Origin of the sequence: Chitinilyticum aquatile DSM 21506 (assembly GCF_000430805.1) — a bacterium.
Lineage (GTDB): Bacteria > Pseudomonadota > Gammaproteobacteria > Burkholderiales > Chitinibacteraceae > Chitinilyticum > Chitinilyticum aquatile.
In genome coordinates this window covers 77,306-91,578 of record NZ_AUMS01000007.1, presented here as the reverse complement: position 1 = coordinate 91,578, position 14,273 = coordinate 77,306, and the positions used below count along the sequence as shown (strand labels likewise).

26 protein-coding genes are annotated in these 14,273 nt (G+C 60.4%); 4 read left to right on the top strand and 22 right to left on the bottom strand.

Going from position 1 to position 14,273, the window contains the following annotated elements; translation table 11 throughout:
- Positions 1–28 precede the first annotated feature (28 nt).
- From H559_RS22580 to H559_RS21495, 22 genes are all read right to left on the bottom strand, one after another.
- Positions 29–181, bottom strand: coding sequence for a hypothetical protein (locus tag H559_RS22580; protein WP_155845309.1), 153 nt, complete (start codon positions 179–181; stop codon positions 29–31).
- On the bottom strand, positions 178–621 hold the full coding sequence (locus tag H559_RS0105610; RefSeq protein WP_028451893.1) for a hypothetical protein: 444 nt from the start codon (positions 619–621) through the stop codon (positions 178–180). The genes H559_RS22580 and H559_RS0105610 overlap by 4 nt, the downstream gene beginning before the upstream one ends.
- Positions 618–806, bottom strand: a complete 189-nt coding sequence (locus H559_RS0105605; protein ID WP_028451892.1) for a hypothetical protein — start codon at positions 804–806, stop codon at positions 618–620. The genes H559_RS0105610 and H559_RS0105605 overlap by 4 nt, the downstream gene beginning before the upstream one ends.
- Entirely contained in the window at positions 803–1,192 is a 390-nt protein-coding gene (locus H559_RS0105600) for a hypothetical protein (protein WP_034639952.1), read from the bottom strand. Before H559_RS0105600 ends, H559_RS0105605 begins: the two co-directional genes overlap by 4 nt.
- Positions 1,192–1,761: a hypothetical protein gene (locus H559_RS0105595; RefSeq protein ID WP_034639948.1), complete on the bottom strand. Its 570-nt coding sequence runs from the start codon at positions 1,759–1,761 to the stop codon at positions 1,192–1,194. Before H559_RS0105595 ends, H559_RS0105600 begins: the two co-directional genes overlap by 1 nt.
- Positions 1,761–2,645 carry a hypothetical protein gene (locus H559_RS0105590; RefSeq protein WP_028451889.1) on the bottom strand — a complete coding sequence of 295 codons (885 nt, stop codon included), beginning with the start codon at positions 2,643–2,645 and terminating at the stop codon, positions 1,761–1,763. The genes H559_RS0105595 and H559_RS0105590 overlap by 1 nt, the downstream gene beginning before the upstream one ends.
- A complete protein-coding gene (locus H559_RS0105585) occupies positions 2,639–2,854 on the bottom strand; it encodes a hypothetical protein (RefSeq protein WP_028451888.1) in 216 nt (71 codons plus the stop codon). The genes H559_RS0105590 and H559_RS0105585 overlap by 7 nt, the downstream gene beginning before the upstream one ends.
- Before the next feature lie 2 nt (positions 2,855–2,856).
- Positions 2,857–3,390, bottom strand: a complete 534-nt coding sequence (locus tag H559_RS19110; protein WP_034639947.1) for an ead/Ea22-like family protein — start codon at positions 3,388–3,390, stop codon at positions 2,857–2,859.
- Positions 3,387–3,599, bottom strand: a complete 213-nt coding sequence (locus H559_RS0105575) for a hypothetical protein (protein WP_028451887.1) — start codon at positions 3,597–3,599, stop codon at positions 3,387–3,389. The genes H559_RS19110 and H559_RS0105575 overlap by 4 nt, the downstream gene beginning before the upstream one ends.
- Complete coding sequence (locus tag H559_RS0105570) at positions 3,596–3,883, bottom strand: hypothetical protein (protein WP_028451886.1); 288 nt, start codon at positions 3,881–3,883, stop codon at positions 3,596–3,598. Before H559_RS0105570 ends, H559_RS0105575 begins: the two co-directional genes overlap by 4 nt.
- Positions 3,880–4,557, bottom strand: coding sequence for a deoxynucleotide monophosphate kinase family protein (locus H559_RS0105565; RefSeq protein WP_028451885.1), 678 nt, complete (start codon positions 4,555–4,557; stop codon positions 3,880–3,882). Before H559_RS0105565 ends, H559_RS0105570 begins: the two co-directional genes overlap by 4 nt.
- Positions 4,554–4,928 (bottom strand): hypothetical protein, encoded by a 375-nt coding sequence (locus tag H559_RS0105560; protein WP_028451884.1) that lies wholly within the window; start codon positions 4,926–4,928, stop codon positions 4,554–4,556. Before H559_RS0105560 ends, H559_RS0105565 begins: the two co-directional genes overlap by 4 nt.
- A 10-nt stretch (positions 4,929–4,938) precedes the next feature.
- Positions 4,939–5,220, bottom strand: coding sequence for a hypothetical protein (locus tag H559_RS0105555; protein WP_028451883.1), 282 nt, complete (start codon positions 5,218–5,220; stop codon positions 4,939–4,941).
- Positions 5,217–5,363 (bottom strand): hypothetical protein, encoded by a 147-nt coding sequence (locus tag H559_RS22575; protein ID WP_155845308.1) that lies wholly within the window; start codon positions 5,361–5,363, stop codon positions 5,217–5,219. Before H559_RS22575 ends, H559_RS0105555 begins: the two co-directional genes overlap by 4 nt.
- A gap of 70 nt (positions 5,364–5,433) precedes the next feature.
- Entirely contained in the window at positions 5,434–5,637 is a 204-nt protein-coding gene (locus H559_RS0105545; protein WP_028451882.1) for a hypothetical protein, read from the bottom strand.
- 28 nt (positions 5,638–5,665) lie between these two features.
- Entirely contained in the window at positions 5,666–6,481 is an 816-nt protein-coding gene (locus H559_RS0105540) for a DUF2303 family protein (protein WP_028451881.1), read from the bottom strand.
- A gap of 40 nt (positions 6,482–6,521) precedes the next feature.
- Positions 6,522–6,860, bottom strand: a complete 339-nt coding sequence (locus H559_RS0105535; protein WP_028451880.1) for a YfdP family phage-associated protein — start codon at positions 6,858–6,860, stop codon at positions 6,522–6,524.
- A gap of 226 nt (positions 6,861–7,086) precedes the next feature.
- Entirely contained in the window at positions 7,087–7,635 is a 549-nt protein-coding gene (locus H559_RS0105530; protein WP_028451879.1) for a hypothetical protein, read from the bottom strand.
- A gap of 91 nt (positions 7,636–7,726) precedes the next feature.
- A complete protein-coding gene (locus H559_RS0105525) occupies positions 7,727–8,539 on the bottom strand; it encodes a hypothetical protein (RefSeq protein ID WP_028451878.1) in 813 nt (270 codons plus the stop codon).
- On the bottom strand, positions 8,443–9,318 hold the full coding sequence (locus tag H559_RS0105520; protein ID WP_028451877.1) for a hypothetical protein: 876 nt from the start codon (positions 9,316–9,318) through the stop codon (positions 8,443–8,445). Before H559_RS0105520 ends, H559_RS0105525 begins: the two co-directional genes overlap by 97 nt.
- Positions 9,315–9,677 carry a hypothetical protein gene (locus tag H559_RS0105515; protein ID WP_028451876.1) on the bottom strand — a complete coding sequence of 121 codons (363 nt, stop codon included), beginning with the start codon at positions 9,675–9,677 and terminating at the stop codon, positions 9,315–9,317. The genes H559_RS0105520 and H559_RS0105515 overlap by 4 nt, the downstream gene beginning before the upstream one ends.
- A gap of 30 nt (positions 9,678–9,707) precedes the next feature.
- Positions 9,708–10,355 (bottom strand): hypothetical protein, encoded by a 648-nt coding sequence (locus H559_RS21495; RefSeq protein WP_162143297.1) that lies wholly within the window; start codon positions 10,353–10,355, stop codon positions 9,708–9,710.
- A gap of 299 nt (positions 10,356–10,654) precedes the next feature.
- On the opposite strand from H559_RS21495, the gene H559_RS0105505 reads away from it, so the two are divergent.
- The 4 genes from H559_RS0105505 to H559_RS0105490 are packed head-to-tail and all read left to right on the top strand — an operon-like array spanning position 10,655 to position 14,156.
- Positions 10,655–11,095 (top strand): phage regulatory CII family protein, encoded by a 441-nt coding sequence (locus tag H559_RS0105505; protein ID WP_028451874.1) that lies wholly within the window; start codon positions 10,655–10,657, stop codon positions 11,093–11,095.
- Positions 11,092–11,433, top strand: coding sequence for a hypothetical protein (locus H559_RS0105500; RefSeq protein WP_028451873.1), 342 nt, complete (start codon positions 11,092–11,094; stop codon positions 11,431–11,433). The genes H559_RS0105505 and H559_RS0105500 overlap by 4 nt, the downstream gene beginning before the upstream one ends.
- 3 nt (positions 11,434–11,436) lie before the next feature.
- Positions 11,437–11,823 (top strand): hypothetical protein, encoded by a 387-nt coding sequence (locus H559_RS0105495; RefSeq protein ID WP_028451872.1) that lies wholly within the window; start codon positions 11,437–11,439, stop codon positions 11,821–11,823.
- Positions 11,820–14,156 (top strand): DUF5906 domain-containing protein, encoded by a 2,337-nt coding sequence (locus H559_RS0105490; protein WP_028451871.1) that lies wholly within the window; start codon positions 11,820–11,822, stop codon positions 14,154–14,156. Before H559_RS0105495 ends, H559_RS0105490 begins: the two co-directional genes overlap by 4 nt.
- Positions 14,157–14,273 lie beyond the last annotated feature (117 nt).

Sequence of the window (14,273 nt, the reverse complement as noted above, 5' to 3'; positions counted from 1 at the left end):
TGGCACATTGTTCCGCTGGGGCGATGGGTCATGGTGCTGGTTTGCACTGGATATACCCTCCGCTGATCATCTTTGCGATGCCGATTGCGCGGCAGTCGGCCATGGTCTGATCGTCACCCGGCATGTTTCCGAGCAGCATGCCAACCAAGAAGATCAGCACGCCATAGGGTAGGTTGCTCACGTCATCGCCCTCCCGATTTCAGCGGCAGCGCCACATGCCGCGAGAATTTCCGCTTCATTCTCAGCACGGCGATGGCCTTCTACTTGTGGCCGCATTTCTTCCTCGCTGTAGCCCATGTGCCGCCACCACTTCACGGCCAGGTCGATCAGGTGGTTTGCTTCCTCTTCCAGAGGGCGGAAGCGCCACACATCGCCTTGACGATAGTGACCGAAAATAAGATGCCCTTGATCTTGGAGTTTCTTACCGCGTCGGCGCATTACATCCATTGGAATATCAGGCGTGCAGCTTGTGAATGCGGAAATTAAGCAGCGGATGTGCGCGCGGTCGCTGTTAATTTGATAACGACCACCGACGTACTTCCGTAGTGACCATGAGAGAGTGTCTTTCAGCCACGCCGCCCGAATGGCCGCCATAATTTCATCGTCTGAATAGCGTTTCATTGCATCATTCCTCTGTTAAAAGGGTCGCCCAGCTCCAGCAGCCGCAGCGCCATTGCCGCCGGCACGCCAGTACGCTTTGCCGCCATGCGCTCGCGCTGCCGTCTGTTGACGCACAGGCGGCACACGTTGCTGTTGTGGCGGAAGTCAGAGGGCGGCCGGTCGTTGTCGCAGCCTTGGCAGATCATGGGCGGTTCTCCGCCCCGCAGCGACCGCAAGGCCCGCAGTAGTAATCGACGGCGGTTAGAAATACGCCGCAGCCGTAGCAGCGGAACCGCTCCTTCTTGATCTTCTCTGGCTTCGTTATGGTCAGGATGATTCCCGAGCCTTCCAGCGCCTCGTCACGTTTGACGTACTGCATGTCCACGGCTGGGCGGGTACGCGCCTCGATGTATTCGCACGGCCACGGAATGTCGGTGTGCCGGCAGTCGTGCTGCGCTTGAGCTTCGGCCAGCGTGTATTTCTGTGCCTTGCGCAGATCGGTGGTGTAGCCGGCGCCTTCCTGCGCCCAAAACATCATGTCGTTGCCAACATAGCCCCGGCTGTCCTGCAGGTAGAAAAGTGGTTCGCCCATCACGCACCTTCCTTGCCCTGCTGGGCGGCCAACACTAGACGGCCATCCATCAGCGCTTCCTTGATGGCGTTCCATTCCCAGCAATGGGTCTGCGCATCAACGTACACGCGCAGGCCGAGCCGGTAATCGTGTTTCTTGCGCTGGATGAATGCGTCTGCCGCCTCCTTGGTGAAGTGCGAGCAAACGTGCTCCCATTCATCTTCGTAACCGGTTACGGTGTGGTCGTCTAATTCGCCCAGCAAATCCCATTTCTGATACTCGCTAAGGTCAAGAAAAGCGCATTCATGCGCGTTTTGCGCAGCTTCATCAAGACTGGCTTTTTCTTCGTCGTCGAGGTCATCCCAATACGCTTGTGGGCTTAACCAGCTTTGATCTTCAAGGCAAACAGCCCATTTATCGGTGTAATCTCGGTCAACACCATAAGTTCGCTTTTTTGCCTGAACGGTGAACATGGCATCGGCTGTGCAGTGCCAGTCGACACCTTCGCCACGGCAGTGATGGCGTAGTCGAGTGACAAAATCGGCGAAGGTCTCGGGCGTCAGTGCTGCCCCTTTTGCTAGTGTTTCCATCACTCCCCCTCCTGCTTGCCCTGCATCGCGGCGTCAATTGCTGCACGCGGATCGTCTTTGTAGACCACGGCCACAATACGCGGCGTCCGTTCGCCGCAATGCCACTGCAACACGCGCCAACACACATCAGCGTCATCCCTACCGCCTGTCGGAGATGAGAACGGCTCAAGTGTGTAGTATTCGTCCGCGATTTCGTTCAGCCGCGCCGCGTCGGCGCTCTGTGCCAGTGCTGCGCGGGCGCTGATTAGTTGCGGGTACAAATAGCGCCATGCCTCAAATGCAAAAAACCGCTCATACTTCCCGCCGCCAGACCGGACAAATTGCCCGTGATCTTCCCACCATGCCGCGAACAGTTCGGAAAACTCGATGTCTGCGCAATGATCTGGTAGCGCGTCGCCGGCCCCAGTTGTCAAGGAATCCTTGACAGTTGCCACCGGCAGCGCGTCGCTGACCATATAGGTGGCTTCGACAAAATAGTTCGCCTTGTTATCGCAGCCCTTCGCCCACTGGCGAGCATCAGCCATGTCTGCGTCGGTGAACCCGATATGTGCTGCCAAATCGTCAACGCTGATGGTGTGCGACTCGCTCGGGGCGGGCTGGTCGATCAGGGCGCGGATTGCAGCGGCATCGCCAGTTACCGCACGATTGTGGGTTGTCGCCTCGCGGGAAGTGGCAAACATGCTGACAGTGCAAGTGCGGGACTCGCACATCTTCGCCGACTCTTCCAGCGCCTCACGGCGGGCGGCGGCTTCGATGGCGCGGGCGAACAGTTCCCTCCTTTCATCATCTCCAAGACTGTCCCACTGATTATGACTGTCAGCGCCAGCATTCCATTTGGAAATAGTCTGGATGTTTAATTCTTCAATCTGTTCATCACTCAGCATTGTCCGTTCTCCTTGGGCTGCGGGGCGGCGGCAGCCTGTAGGCAGTCGCGCTTGGCTTCCTGTTTCCATTCAACAAATTCAAGCAGCGCTGGCATCAGCTTCAGCCTTTTGAATGCGAAGTCGAGGCACCAAAAGAAAAGCCAAATGGTCGCCACAACCCCGGCGCACGCCATGACTGCATAGCCAAGCCACATTGCAAATGTGTTCATGCTCAGGACTCCTTGTTGTCGGGTTGCGGTGCGGCGGCGAGTGCGGCGCGTGCCTCGTCATACATGGTGCATTCGGCGCACGGCTTGCCGGCAATTCCTTCTGGATTTCCCTGATCCCAAATGTCGGGGATGGTGTGCCCATGCTGCGGTGATCCGCTGCGCCCGCGTCCTTTCAGATTCCACAGATCAACAAGCCCTTGCAGCGTACTGCGCTTGATCGGCACATACCCCTCCGGCACGGCAACCGGCTCCTGCTTCTCCAGCGCTTCCAGCTTCTCAGCCAGATCGTCGCGTGTTGAGCTCAGCTCACGCACTGCTGCTCTTAGCCCATCCAGCTCGTCCAGCAGGGCGAGGATGGCTTGCGGGTTCGCGGCGGCGATGTATTGACCATCCAACTCCCGATGGTATGGCTCACAGATAATTGCCGGGGCATCAAGCGGTCTGGGGAGAGCAACAAAATCGCCATCCCAGCGCCAAACACCTTGCGTTGCCCTCTGCGCCAGCTCGCGCAGCTCGTTGATCTGTTCGGGGGTCATGCTTCGTACTCCTTCAGCTTGCGCGCCGTGGCGATAATCACCTGGCGCATCTCATGCAAAATCGGCTTCATGTGCCGTGCAACGCCGGGCATGCGCAGGAACGCTTTGCGCTCGGCAATCAGCTCGGGCAGGTATTTGCGCTTGATGTGCGCCCGGGTGCAGGCGTCCGAGTAGCACGCCTGCATACACATGGCTTGCGCGTGGCTCATGCTGCTTTCTTCTCCTGCTTGAGGGATTCCGCCCAGCGGATCACTTCCACCATCTTCCAGCGGCGTTGATTGTTCTTGCCGGTGGCGGTGGGCAGCTCGATGGCGGCGGGGAAGTGCGACAGCGGGGCGATGCGCTGCTGGAAGTGCGCGGTGCTGACGCCCAGGTATTCAGCGCAGGCGGCGCCGGACCAGAGTTGCTTTTCGGGCGGGATAACGGCGCGCGGCTGGCTGAGGTGGTCGATCAGCAAGTCGAGCTTGTGGAGGAGTTGCTGGTCGGGAGTCATGCTGCTTTTCCTTCCTGGGCGTAGATCATGGTGTCTAGAAAAATGCTGGCGAGCCCGTGCAGGTGGGCGGTGCTGCTTGCGTTGTCCAGCCAGCGGTCGATGTAGCAGGTGGCGATGCCGCGTTCGCTGGCGTGGCCTTCGACCGGGGCGAGGTTGGGGCGGGTGATGTGCCAGATTTCGCCGCCAAGCTGGCTGAGCTGGATGGCTTCGTCGTCGAAGCGCACGTCGGTGATGACGACGGGGCCGCTGATGTCGGCCAGCTGGTGGGCCAGCGCGTCGCGCCAGTAGCTGTCGCCGAACCAGGCGCGGCGGAAGTCGGTGCCCCAGCGCTGCATGATCCAGCGCGGGCTGCGCGGCTGGGTGAGCTCAAGGTGCCATTTTTCGTCGGTGGCGGGGTCGTTCGGGTCATCCGCGTCGCTGATCAGCAGCTGGTACATCGCGAGTTTGAAGCGGCTGCACTGGCAATTGGCCAACGCGAGTACCGGCGTAGGTATTTCCTTGTTTTCGCGCGTCAGCAAAGGCTGCAGGTCGATACCCCAAGCGTGTGCGACTTCTTCGCGCAGCTTGTCGGCGTAGGCGAGACGCGCGAAGCCGTGCACGGCGCAGAGGTGATCGGCTACGGTGTCTTTGCCGCTGCCGGCGAGGCCGGTGAGGCCGATGATGGGGCGGGTCATGCTGCGGCCTCCGGCTCAATCGGGATATGCCCGTAATTGAATTTTTCGCTTCCGCCCTCCACGCTGGCGATTGCGGCAGCGATCCTGTTGGCGAGCTGGCCAAGCTTGATCTGGACGGCAAGTGGGTCAGAATTCCAGCTCAATAGAGTCATCGCTGAAGACAGCTCTTTGAGCTCGCCAAGCAGTTCGCTGCGCTGCTTCTCGGTAGTCTTTAATGATTTCCCGCCCTGTACGATGGCGACAATATCGCCCCACTGGTTTGCACTGATACGCGCACCAGTAAGCTCATAGGTGTAGCCGTCATCCGCTTTCAGCTTGCAGGAAAAGCTAGCGTCCTTGCTGTTCGGATCGTCGTTGTGTTGTTCGCTCACGGCCTACCCCTCAATCCAGATGCGAATGATGAAAATGATGGTCAGGGCTGCTGTGCCGGCGGTGGCCAGCAGCGCAAGTAGGAACAGGGCTTTCAGTTGGTCCATGGTTCTGCTCGTCGAAGAAGTCAATCAGCCAGCCGAAGCCGGCTACCAGTGCGATGCAGCCGAGGATGGCCAGCAACGTGTGGGTGGGGTGGCCGTACAGCACGATGCTGTCGACCCCGGCTTTGGCGAGCGCGGCCAGGCCCAGCAGGGCGATGGCCAGCGCGATCATCAGGCGCAGGAATGTCATGGCTGCAGCTCCAGTGTTTTGTGGGCGAGGAAGCGGCTGCTGCTGTTCCAGCAGGCGCGGATTTGCCATCCGGCGGCGCTCCAGGCGTTGATGACGCTGTGATCGTCGCTGTCGTCGGTGAGGTAGTGGATCAGGGTGAGCATGGTTTTCTCCTGAGGGTGGCAAGTCGCCACGCCACAGCCGCCTGCTGGCAAGCGGCTGCAGCCTGGGGGCTTAGTACGGCGGGTCTTCCTGTACGGTGTTCTTCAGCGCCGATTCGTCCTGCCAGTTTTCGGTTTGCTGGCCGTTCGTGTTCACGTAGCGAACGAAGTACCACGGCTCGCGGTTGTTGAATTCCGCGCGGCCGATCACCACGCCTTGCTCGCCGGACATGGCGAGCGTTACGTGCTGGTTAAGATCGAATTTGAATGGGGTCATGGTGTTTCCTTTGGCTGGTTGGGGCGGCTTAGTTCGGGGTACCAAAGAAGACCGGGAAGCCGGCCTGTTCCTTGATGCTGTCGACGATCACCTTGGCGGCGTCTTCGATGATCTTTTCAGGGCGCTGCAGCTCGTACATGAAGGCGATTTCGCCGCTGTTGCGGTCGATGCGATAGCGCAGTGCGGCTTTCACGCTGTAGGCCTCGCCGCCGAAGAAGGGGCGCACGCCGATGGTGAATTCCTTGAAGAGTTCGAGCTTGCCCTTGGTGGCGTCGCTGCCGTCTTCCACGAATTCGATCTGCACCATGCCGTTCTGCAGGTTCACGCCGCTGCGGTATTTGACGTTGCGCTGCTCTTCCAGCTGGGTGACGAAGGTCAGCACGTCGCTGCCGTTCGGGGCGACGATGTCGGGCAGGTTCTGTTCGAGGAAGTGGGCGAAATCGATCTGCTTTTTCCACTGCCCGCTGCCAGCCGTCCAGGTCTTCCATTCTTCGGTAATGCGCGGCTGCAGGGTGGCGGTGTGGTCGCGCCAGCCCGGCTGGTCTTCGTGGTCGTTGAAGATGGCCACGGCGCTGACCTGGTTCTTGGCGTAATCGGCGTTGATGTAGATGGCCGTCGAAGTCAGCGAGCCGATGCGCTTGGCGTAGGCGATGAAGCTGTCAGTGTCGTGCAGCGTGGTCCGGCCGGTGGCGCGGCGCGGGTGTGGCAGCAGGTGCTCGCAGTCGTGCAGTTGGTAGCCGACCGGAAGGGCGATCTGGCGTTCGTTGTCGAATTCATCGAACAGCACCACCGGCTTGCGGGCTTCGGTAGCGATGGTCTGGGCGTAATTTTCTTGCTGGGACATGGTGTTTCCTTGGGGAGAGGGGAACGGGTTTGCCCGACGATCAGGCGACTTTCTTCAGCTCGGTGGTGCCGTTCTCGACGGCCTTGAGGTTCAGCTCTTTCTGGCGCGGGTCTTGTGCCTGCAGGTTGAATTCGGGGGTGACGAACATCAGCGTTTCTCCCGCTGGCAGCTGCGGCAACTTGCTGGTGACCTTGTCCTGCACCGTCATCACGCCGCCGGCCTTGTTGGCGGGCTTGATGGTGAGCTGCAGAGTGAAGGTGCCGGCCTTGCCGGTTTCTTCCACGGCCTTGATGACTTTCAGCAGTTCGTCTTCGCAGTCGTTGAGGATTTCGCCGCGACGGACATCGCGGATCGTGTCGAGGAACGGACGTACGGACATGGTTTTCTCCTGGGGTTGTTGTCTGGTGCGCAGCAAGGTGTCGTTAGCTGGGAGAGTGCAATCGGCCCGGGTCACCGTCCGGCCTTGCTGCGCGGTGGTGACGGTTTGAACTTTAGTAAAACGCTAAATTGATGTCAATGGCAAAGCACTAAAAATTGTGTAAAAAACTAAAACGCTAGGCAAAAAGAAACCCGCCACTCGGGCGGGTTGGGCGGGCTTTGTCGGTTTATAAGTCGTAGTAGGTGTATTCGTCGCCGTATTTGGGGTGGAACTCGACACGTTTGAAGCCGTGTTTCAGCAGGCTGTCATGGATGCCGTCCGCTTTCATGAATTTGTTTGCGAAGACGCGGCCAACGCCGAAGCCGCTGATTTTCAGGGTTGTTCCATCTTTGCCGGTGGTGGTTACGCGCGAATCGACGCCATCATCAAGTAGTGCTTGCTCAATGTCCTTGGCCATGTTTTTGCGCTGTTGGGCCATGAGTTTTACAAAAGCCGCCTGTTCTTCGGCCTCTTGCTTTTTCTTCGCGGCGATCTGCTTCGGGGTCAGGGTCGGTTCTGGCGTTGGTGCTGGTGTCGGTTGAGCGGTTGGCTCGGCTTTGGCTATCGATTGATGCTCGCTTGCTGGGGCGCTTGCTTGCTGATTTTTGTCGTCAGGCAAGATCGCGCCAATTAGAAGGATGAATAGAGTGGGAAGGATGATGAAACTGAAGATGCTTCCGCCGATGACCAGGCCGATGATCCAGCCGGCCCGCGATTTTTTGTTGTCCTGTTGCATGTTTACTCTCCCAAGTAAGACAGGAGAAATTTACGCGCATGTCAGGCAAAAGAAAACCCGCCGCAGCGGGTGTGTGGTGGGGGCGGTGCGCTCAGCTCTGGCCCAGCTCATGGCGCAGTTCGTCGGTGGTGCTGGCGGGTACCAGCGTGACCTTGATGCGCATCAGGCGGGCGATCAGCTCTTCGGTGAGTGCCTGAGCGCTGGGGATGCTGGCGACGCTGTAGATGGTGGCGGCGTCGGTTTTCTTGCGCAGCTCGTTCAGACGCAGGGCGAGGTCGGCAATTTCGCCGGGGCTGCGCTCTTCGGTGCTGGTGTGCAGGGCGACCAGGCCTTCGTCGCTGCGCCAGATGTGGCTGCCGTGCCAGTCTTCGATGAAGTGCAGGTGCAGGTAGCGGGCGCGCAGGGTGAGCAGGGCGACATTGCTGGCTTGTTCGTCGTTCAGGCCGCTGCCGCCCCGGCTGGGCTGCCGCAGGATGCCGCGATGCAAGCCGGAGAAGAGTTCACGCAGCCGCTCTAGCGCGATGGTGGGCGTGGCGTAGATGAAATCGGTGGGTGGGTCGAGCACCAGCATGTCGGGTGCGGGGCTGATGAGGCGCTGGTGTTCGTCGCGCGGAAGCTGGTTGTGTTCGATCAGCCAGCGCAGGTCGGCAATGGCTTTGTGCCATTGCTTGAGGGTTTCGGCGTTGAAATCCGGCGCCAGCCCATCGGGGGCGTAGTCCTCCAGGTGGATGCTGCTGACGGGGGTGTGGAATTCGACGATGCAGCCCAGCGCGCCCTGTTCAGTGATGCCCTGGTAGCCGCGCAGGTTCAGCGGGGTGACGATCCCGGTGCATCCGCTGCCAGCGGTGTGCTGTGGGTTGATTTGCCCGGCAAGCCAATCGAGGGATTTATCGGCTGATGCCATGGTGTGTTCTCCAGATGGGTGCGGGCGGCCAGATGCGCATAGAGCGCCGCCGCCTCTTTGGTATCGGTGAGGCCGGTGGCCCAGTGCAGCACGGGGTCTTTCAGCGCGTAGAGCGTGACACTGATTCCGGTCAGTGCGCTTTGTATGTTTGTTATAGCCGTTTCCTGCGGGCGGAAGCGGTGATCATATAGGCGCAGCTGGTGGGCGAGCTTGTGAATAATGGGCCTTTTACCAAGTGTGGCGCTGGTCCAGTCGCTGCCGCCGAAGCATTCGCTGCCGTCGATGGTGGCCCAGCTGTCGTCATCGAGCAGGATCATGTTGCGGATGTGGGCGTCGGCATTTTCCAGAAACAGATCAATGGCCAGCATGCGCCACCAGGCCGGCCAGCGCAGCAGCTCGGCGGCGCGGTCGGGCGTGAGTGCCAGGCGGCGCGATTCGGGCGCAGGGGCGTCCAGCTCCTGCGTGACCCAGCACGGCACCAGCTCGCTGCCCCAGCTGTGCGTGGGCCAGTGGCGCTGCAGGCGCTGCGGATCGGCGAGCACTACCCATGCGCCTTCGGGGGCGCGCACGTCCATGGTATGGCACCAGAGCCAGCGGATGATTTCGCCCAGCAGGGCGCGATTGCCCAGCGGGCAGGGCTTGAGGTAGCAGCGGCGGGGCTGGCCGTCCTCGTCCACGATTTCTGCCAAGGCCACCGGGCTGCGGTACCCGCTGAGCGGGGTGCGGATGACGGATAGATTGGCATTGGCGAGGACGTGAACGACCGGGCGCCGGCTCACGATCGCCGCCGGCGGGCTAGCAGCAGCAGCGCGCGAGCGGTAGTGGCATCGATGGGATAGTGCAGCAGGTAGCTGATAAGCCTTTTCTGCGCGGGGTGGGCGGTGGCCAGCATATCGGCCGGCAGTTTACCGCCACTGTCAATCAGCGTCGAAAAATCCGATAAGTGGTCAGGTTTTAACCCGATTGCGGTTTCGATGCGGTTGGCGAGGCGGGTGCCGATGCGTTCGCTGGGGTTGCGCCCTGCGCAGCGTGAAAGGGTGCTCTTATCAATGCCTGTAAGCTCTGAAAAAGCAGCCAGCCCGCCATGCTGCTGGATCAGCTGGCGGAGCAGGTGGAGGCGGAGGTCGTAGACGTTCATGGCGCAGCTTCACGCAACGCGGGCTAAACGTCATTGACCCCCACTGTCAACGTTTTTGACCTGGCTGGCGAGAAAGGCGCTGGCTTGGCTGTTGTCGCCGGGCTGGGCTGGTTCCTGCTGCGGGGTGACGGCCTGCAGCAGGTTCACGACGCTTTCGGCCGTGCGCTTGGTGAGGCTATTGGACTGCCATGCTTCGAGGGCGGCGCGATAGATGGCTGCGACTTCGGGGGGCATTTCTGCGGTGTAGGTTTGCGCTTCTTCTTTTACCGGAGGATGTGCAGTCAATGGCCGGTAGTGGGAGTGTGATTTGTGATCACGATCCATCCAGCCGTGCTCAAGCCCCAACTTGCTTTCGATTTTGCGCGCCAAGTTCTTGCCCACGTTCGCGGGATGGCTTGAGCTGAGTATCTGGCTGATGTAGGCGGCAGAGGTATCCACCTTTTCGGCAAACGCGCCGTGGCTGCCGGCTTTTTCAAGCAGGGTGCGCAGGTTGGCGAGCCGAATTTCACTGATGTCCATTCGTGGATGATCCACTTTTTTAGTGTTTGCATAAATGTGCGAAACGCTAAATTCGGCTTGCCATTGATTTAGTAAAATACTAAACTCGCCGGTATGGAACTGAGACTGTGGATTAAAGCTGCGCGCGGACGGGCAAGCGCTCTGGCTGACCACTTGCATATCAAGCCCTCTTATCTCTCGCAGATTGCATCTGGTGGCCCGTGTTCGGTGCGCCTGGCAATCGAGATTGAAAAATTCACGAATGGTGCTGTGCGCTGTGAGTCGCTCCGTCCTGCTGATGAGGACTGGGCGTATCTGCGTGGCACTGCGTACTCCTCCTCCGGCGCGAAGCTCCCCAGCTAAGCGGCGGTTCGCCGCTCCCCAGCGGCTTTTTTATTACGTTCCCCGGTTCGCATTCTGGCGCGTCGGGGGTTGAAAACAACGAGCGTTTTTTCCTGATCGGCTCAGAAGGTGCGGCGATGTCTCTGAAACTGGCGATGTATGCAACGGTGCATGATTTCAAGGGTGGGGCTGAGGCTCTGGCGCCCATGTTGGGTTGTGGTGTTTCGACCTTGCGGAACAAGGTCAATCCGAATCTGGATACGCATCACCTGACGGTGGAAGAGGCAGACAAGCTGATGGCGGCCACCGGCCAGCACTGGATTCTGCATGCGCTGGCGAGCCGTCATGGCTATGTGGCGGTGCCGAATGTGGAGAATGCGCCGGCCAGCGATCTGGCGGTGTTGGAGCTGGTGACGAAGGTGTGGCGCGCCAATGGCGATGTGGGCGCGGCCGTCGATGATGCGCTGTCCGACGGGAAGATTGAGCCCCATGAGGTGAAGCGCGTGCGCGGTGAGGTGTATCGCGTGCAGGCGGCTTTGCATGAGCTGTTGCTGCGGCTGGAAGGAATGAGTGAATGAGCGGCGATCTGCTTCTGCGTGTCGAGCAGGTGGATTTTCAGGGCGATCTGCATTCAGCGATGGGTGAGCGGAATCTGCTGGCCGGCTATTTGATGCGGGCTTGGTATGACGCGGTGAGCTTTGCCCGGGTGCGCTCGGGCCAGATTAGCACCGGCGACTACGGTAGCGATGTTGATGGGCGTTCGGCCTTGCGCGTGGTGCTGCTGGATATGGGTTTCGGTGCGCGCCTGGCTGAGGTGACGCGGGTGCCGGTTGGCGAGCTCTTCAATATGGCCGGGCTTGGCGCGGTGAATGATTCGGCGCCCTTGCTGCCGGCGAACGATGCGGTGGGGCAATGAGCCATGAGTTTCCAGAGCGTGCAGTTGAAAAAGCAGGCGTGGATTGCGACCCGCCGTACGCCGAAGGCAGATCGCAAACAGGCCGTGCATCAGCTGTGCGCCGCGCTCGTGTCGATGCTGAGCGGCAACGCAATGGCCGTGTCTTCCGCATCCTGCGCCGCCGTGGGCGGTAGCGAACCCCGCCTCCCCATTGATGAAGTTCGCGCGGTTGCGGCAGGCGTTCACCTCGCGGGTGAACAAGCAGCAGCGGCAGGCGAGGCTGATGGCCGGTCGATGGGTCCTTCCCCCTACATCCCTCTGCGGGTAATTCGGACCCCGAATTCTCCCGACTGTGCGGGGCAAAAACATAGTGAACGCCACGAAGAGCGTCAGGAGAAGAAAGCAGCATGATCAACTATCAGGACGTTCTCGGACAGCTGCTGGCGTTCGGCCTGCAGGTCAATGATCTGGTTGTCGGGCGCATGCGGCGCTGTCGGGTCGACGGCAAGGACAAGGAAAAGCGCGGCTGGTATCTGCTACACGAAGTAACACGCGATGACGGCCAGACGATGCTGGTTGGCAGCTTCGGCGTCTGGCATGGCAACGACAGCAACACCCAGAAAGTGGTGCTGGCGAAAGAAAACCGCCTGACGCCTGAACAACTGGATGCGATCAAGGCGCAGCAGAAGCGTGCACAGCAGCAGGCCGAGGCCGACCGTAAACGGGCGGGCGAAGAGGCAGGAAAGAGAGCCGCCCGTGCCTGGGCGCAGTATACCGAAGCCGGCCATTGTGACTACCTCGACCGCAAGGGTGTGGCTGGACATGGCGTGCGCTACACCGGTGGCGGCAGCATCGCCATTCCGATGCTTGATACCAAGGGCAAAATCCACGGACTGCAGATCATTTACGGGTCGGAAGGCAAGCAGAAGAAGGGCCGCGACAAGGATTTCTGGCCGACTGGACTGCTCAAGAAAGGCCATTTCTTCCAGATCGGCGCCATCGGCCATCTGGTGATCATCGCCGAGGGCTATGCCACTGGCGCAAGCGTGCACCAGGCCACTGGCTATCCTGTGGTGATCGCATTCGATGCGGGCAACCTGCGGCCGGTGGCTGGGGCCATTCGCGCCAAGTACCCGAAGGCGAAGATCCTGATCGCCGCTGATGACGATTATTTCACCGCTGCCAAGTCTGGCAGCAACCCCGGCATCAGCTCTGCCGACGCCGCGGCCATCGCCGTAGGTGGCGCATGGGTTGCCCCGGTATTCGCCGCCGAGCGCCCCAGCGACAGCAAAGGCCCGACCGACTTCAACGACCTGCACGCGCTGGAAGGCCTGCACGTCGTGCGCACGCAGATCGAAGCCAAGCTCTCGGCATTGCAATGGGTCGGGGCGGCGGTGCAGCCGCGCGCTCGCGCTACCCAGGGGGGCGGGGATGGCGGCAAGCTGGCCATCGGTGATGTGGAAGAACTGTTCGCCCGCTATGCGCTGGTGTATGGCGCGGGCGGTGTTTGCTTCGATCACGACCACCACATGCTGGTGAAGCTCTCTGATGTGCGCGACGCCTGCGCCGACAAGAATTTCGTGCGTGACTGGCAGGCCGATATCGACCGCCGCAAGGTCGTCACCATGAAGGAGGTCGGCTTCGACCCGACCGAGCGCGATACCAGCATCAAGTGCAACCTGTGGGCCGGCTGGCCGACCGTGCCGAAGTCCGGCAGCTGCTCCGAGCTGCTGGATCTGCTGTACTACCTCTGCAGTGCCGAGCCGGAAGGCAACCGCGACACCATCTATCAATGGCTGCTCAAGTGGCTGGCTTATCCGATCCAGAACCCGGGCGCCAAGATGAAAACCGCGCTGGTGGTACACGGCCCGCAGGGCACCGGCAAGAACCTGTTCTTTGACTGCATTCGCGACATCTACGGCGAATACGGCAAGACCATCGATCAATCCGCGCTGGAAGACAAGCACAACGACTGGGCCAGCAAGAAGCTGTTCCTGATTGCCGACGAAGTGATCGCGCAGCAGGAAATGCACCACATCAAGAACAAGCTAAAGGGCATGGTGACGGGTGACACCATTCGCGTGAACCCGAAGCACGTCGCCGCGCATGAAGAGCGCAACCACGTCAACCTGGTGTTCCTGTCCAACGAGGCCAAGCCGCTGGTGCTCGAGCGTGACGACCGGCGCTATTTCGTGATGTGGACGCCGCCCAAGCTGGACGAAGTGAACTACCGGGCGATTGCCGAAGAGATCCGCAATGGCGGTGTTGCCGCGCTGCACGACTTTCTGCTGCGGGTCGATCTGTCCGACTTTGCCCCTGATGCCAAGGTGCCGATGACGCACGCCAAGCGCGAGCTGATCAACATCAGCATGGACGGCTGGGAGCAGTTCGCCATGAGCTGGGCCGAAGGCCTGCTGGCGCATCAGGGCGTACTGCCACTGCCGGTGGATTGCGACACGCTCTATCAGGCGTATTGCCGCTGGAGCGAGGAAAACGGCCAGCGCTTCAAGGAGCGCAAGAACGAATTCAGCAGCAAGGTCGGTAAGCTCAATGGTTACGGCAAGCGCGAGCGGCAGCACGTCATGATCGGCCACGCCAGGCGACAGGTAACGATGCTCTATCCGCTGAACCAGACCGAGCCGCCAGCTGGCACCACGCTATCCGCCTGGAATTCCGACTGCATCGCCAAGGTGCAGGACGCCATCAAGACCGCACGCAGCGGGGAATCCTATGAATACGCCTGATCGTGTTACGCATGTTACTCACCAAGTGAGCCATGAAACCAGCCGCAAACCCGCGCCAGCATTGGAATGTGAGTCATGTTACTCATGTTACTCACCAAACGTATGCGCGTGCGCGTA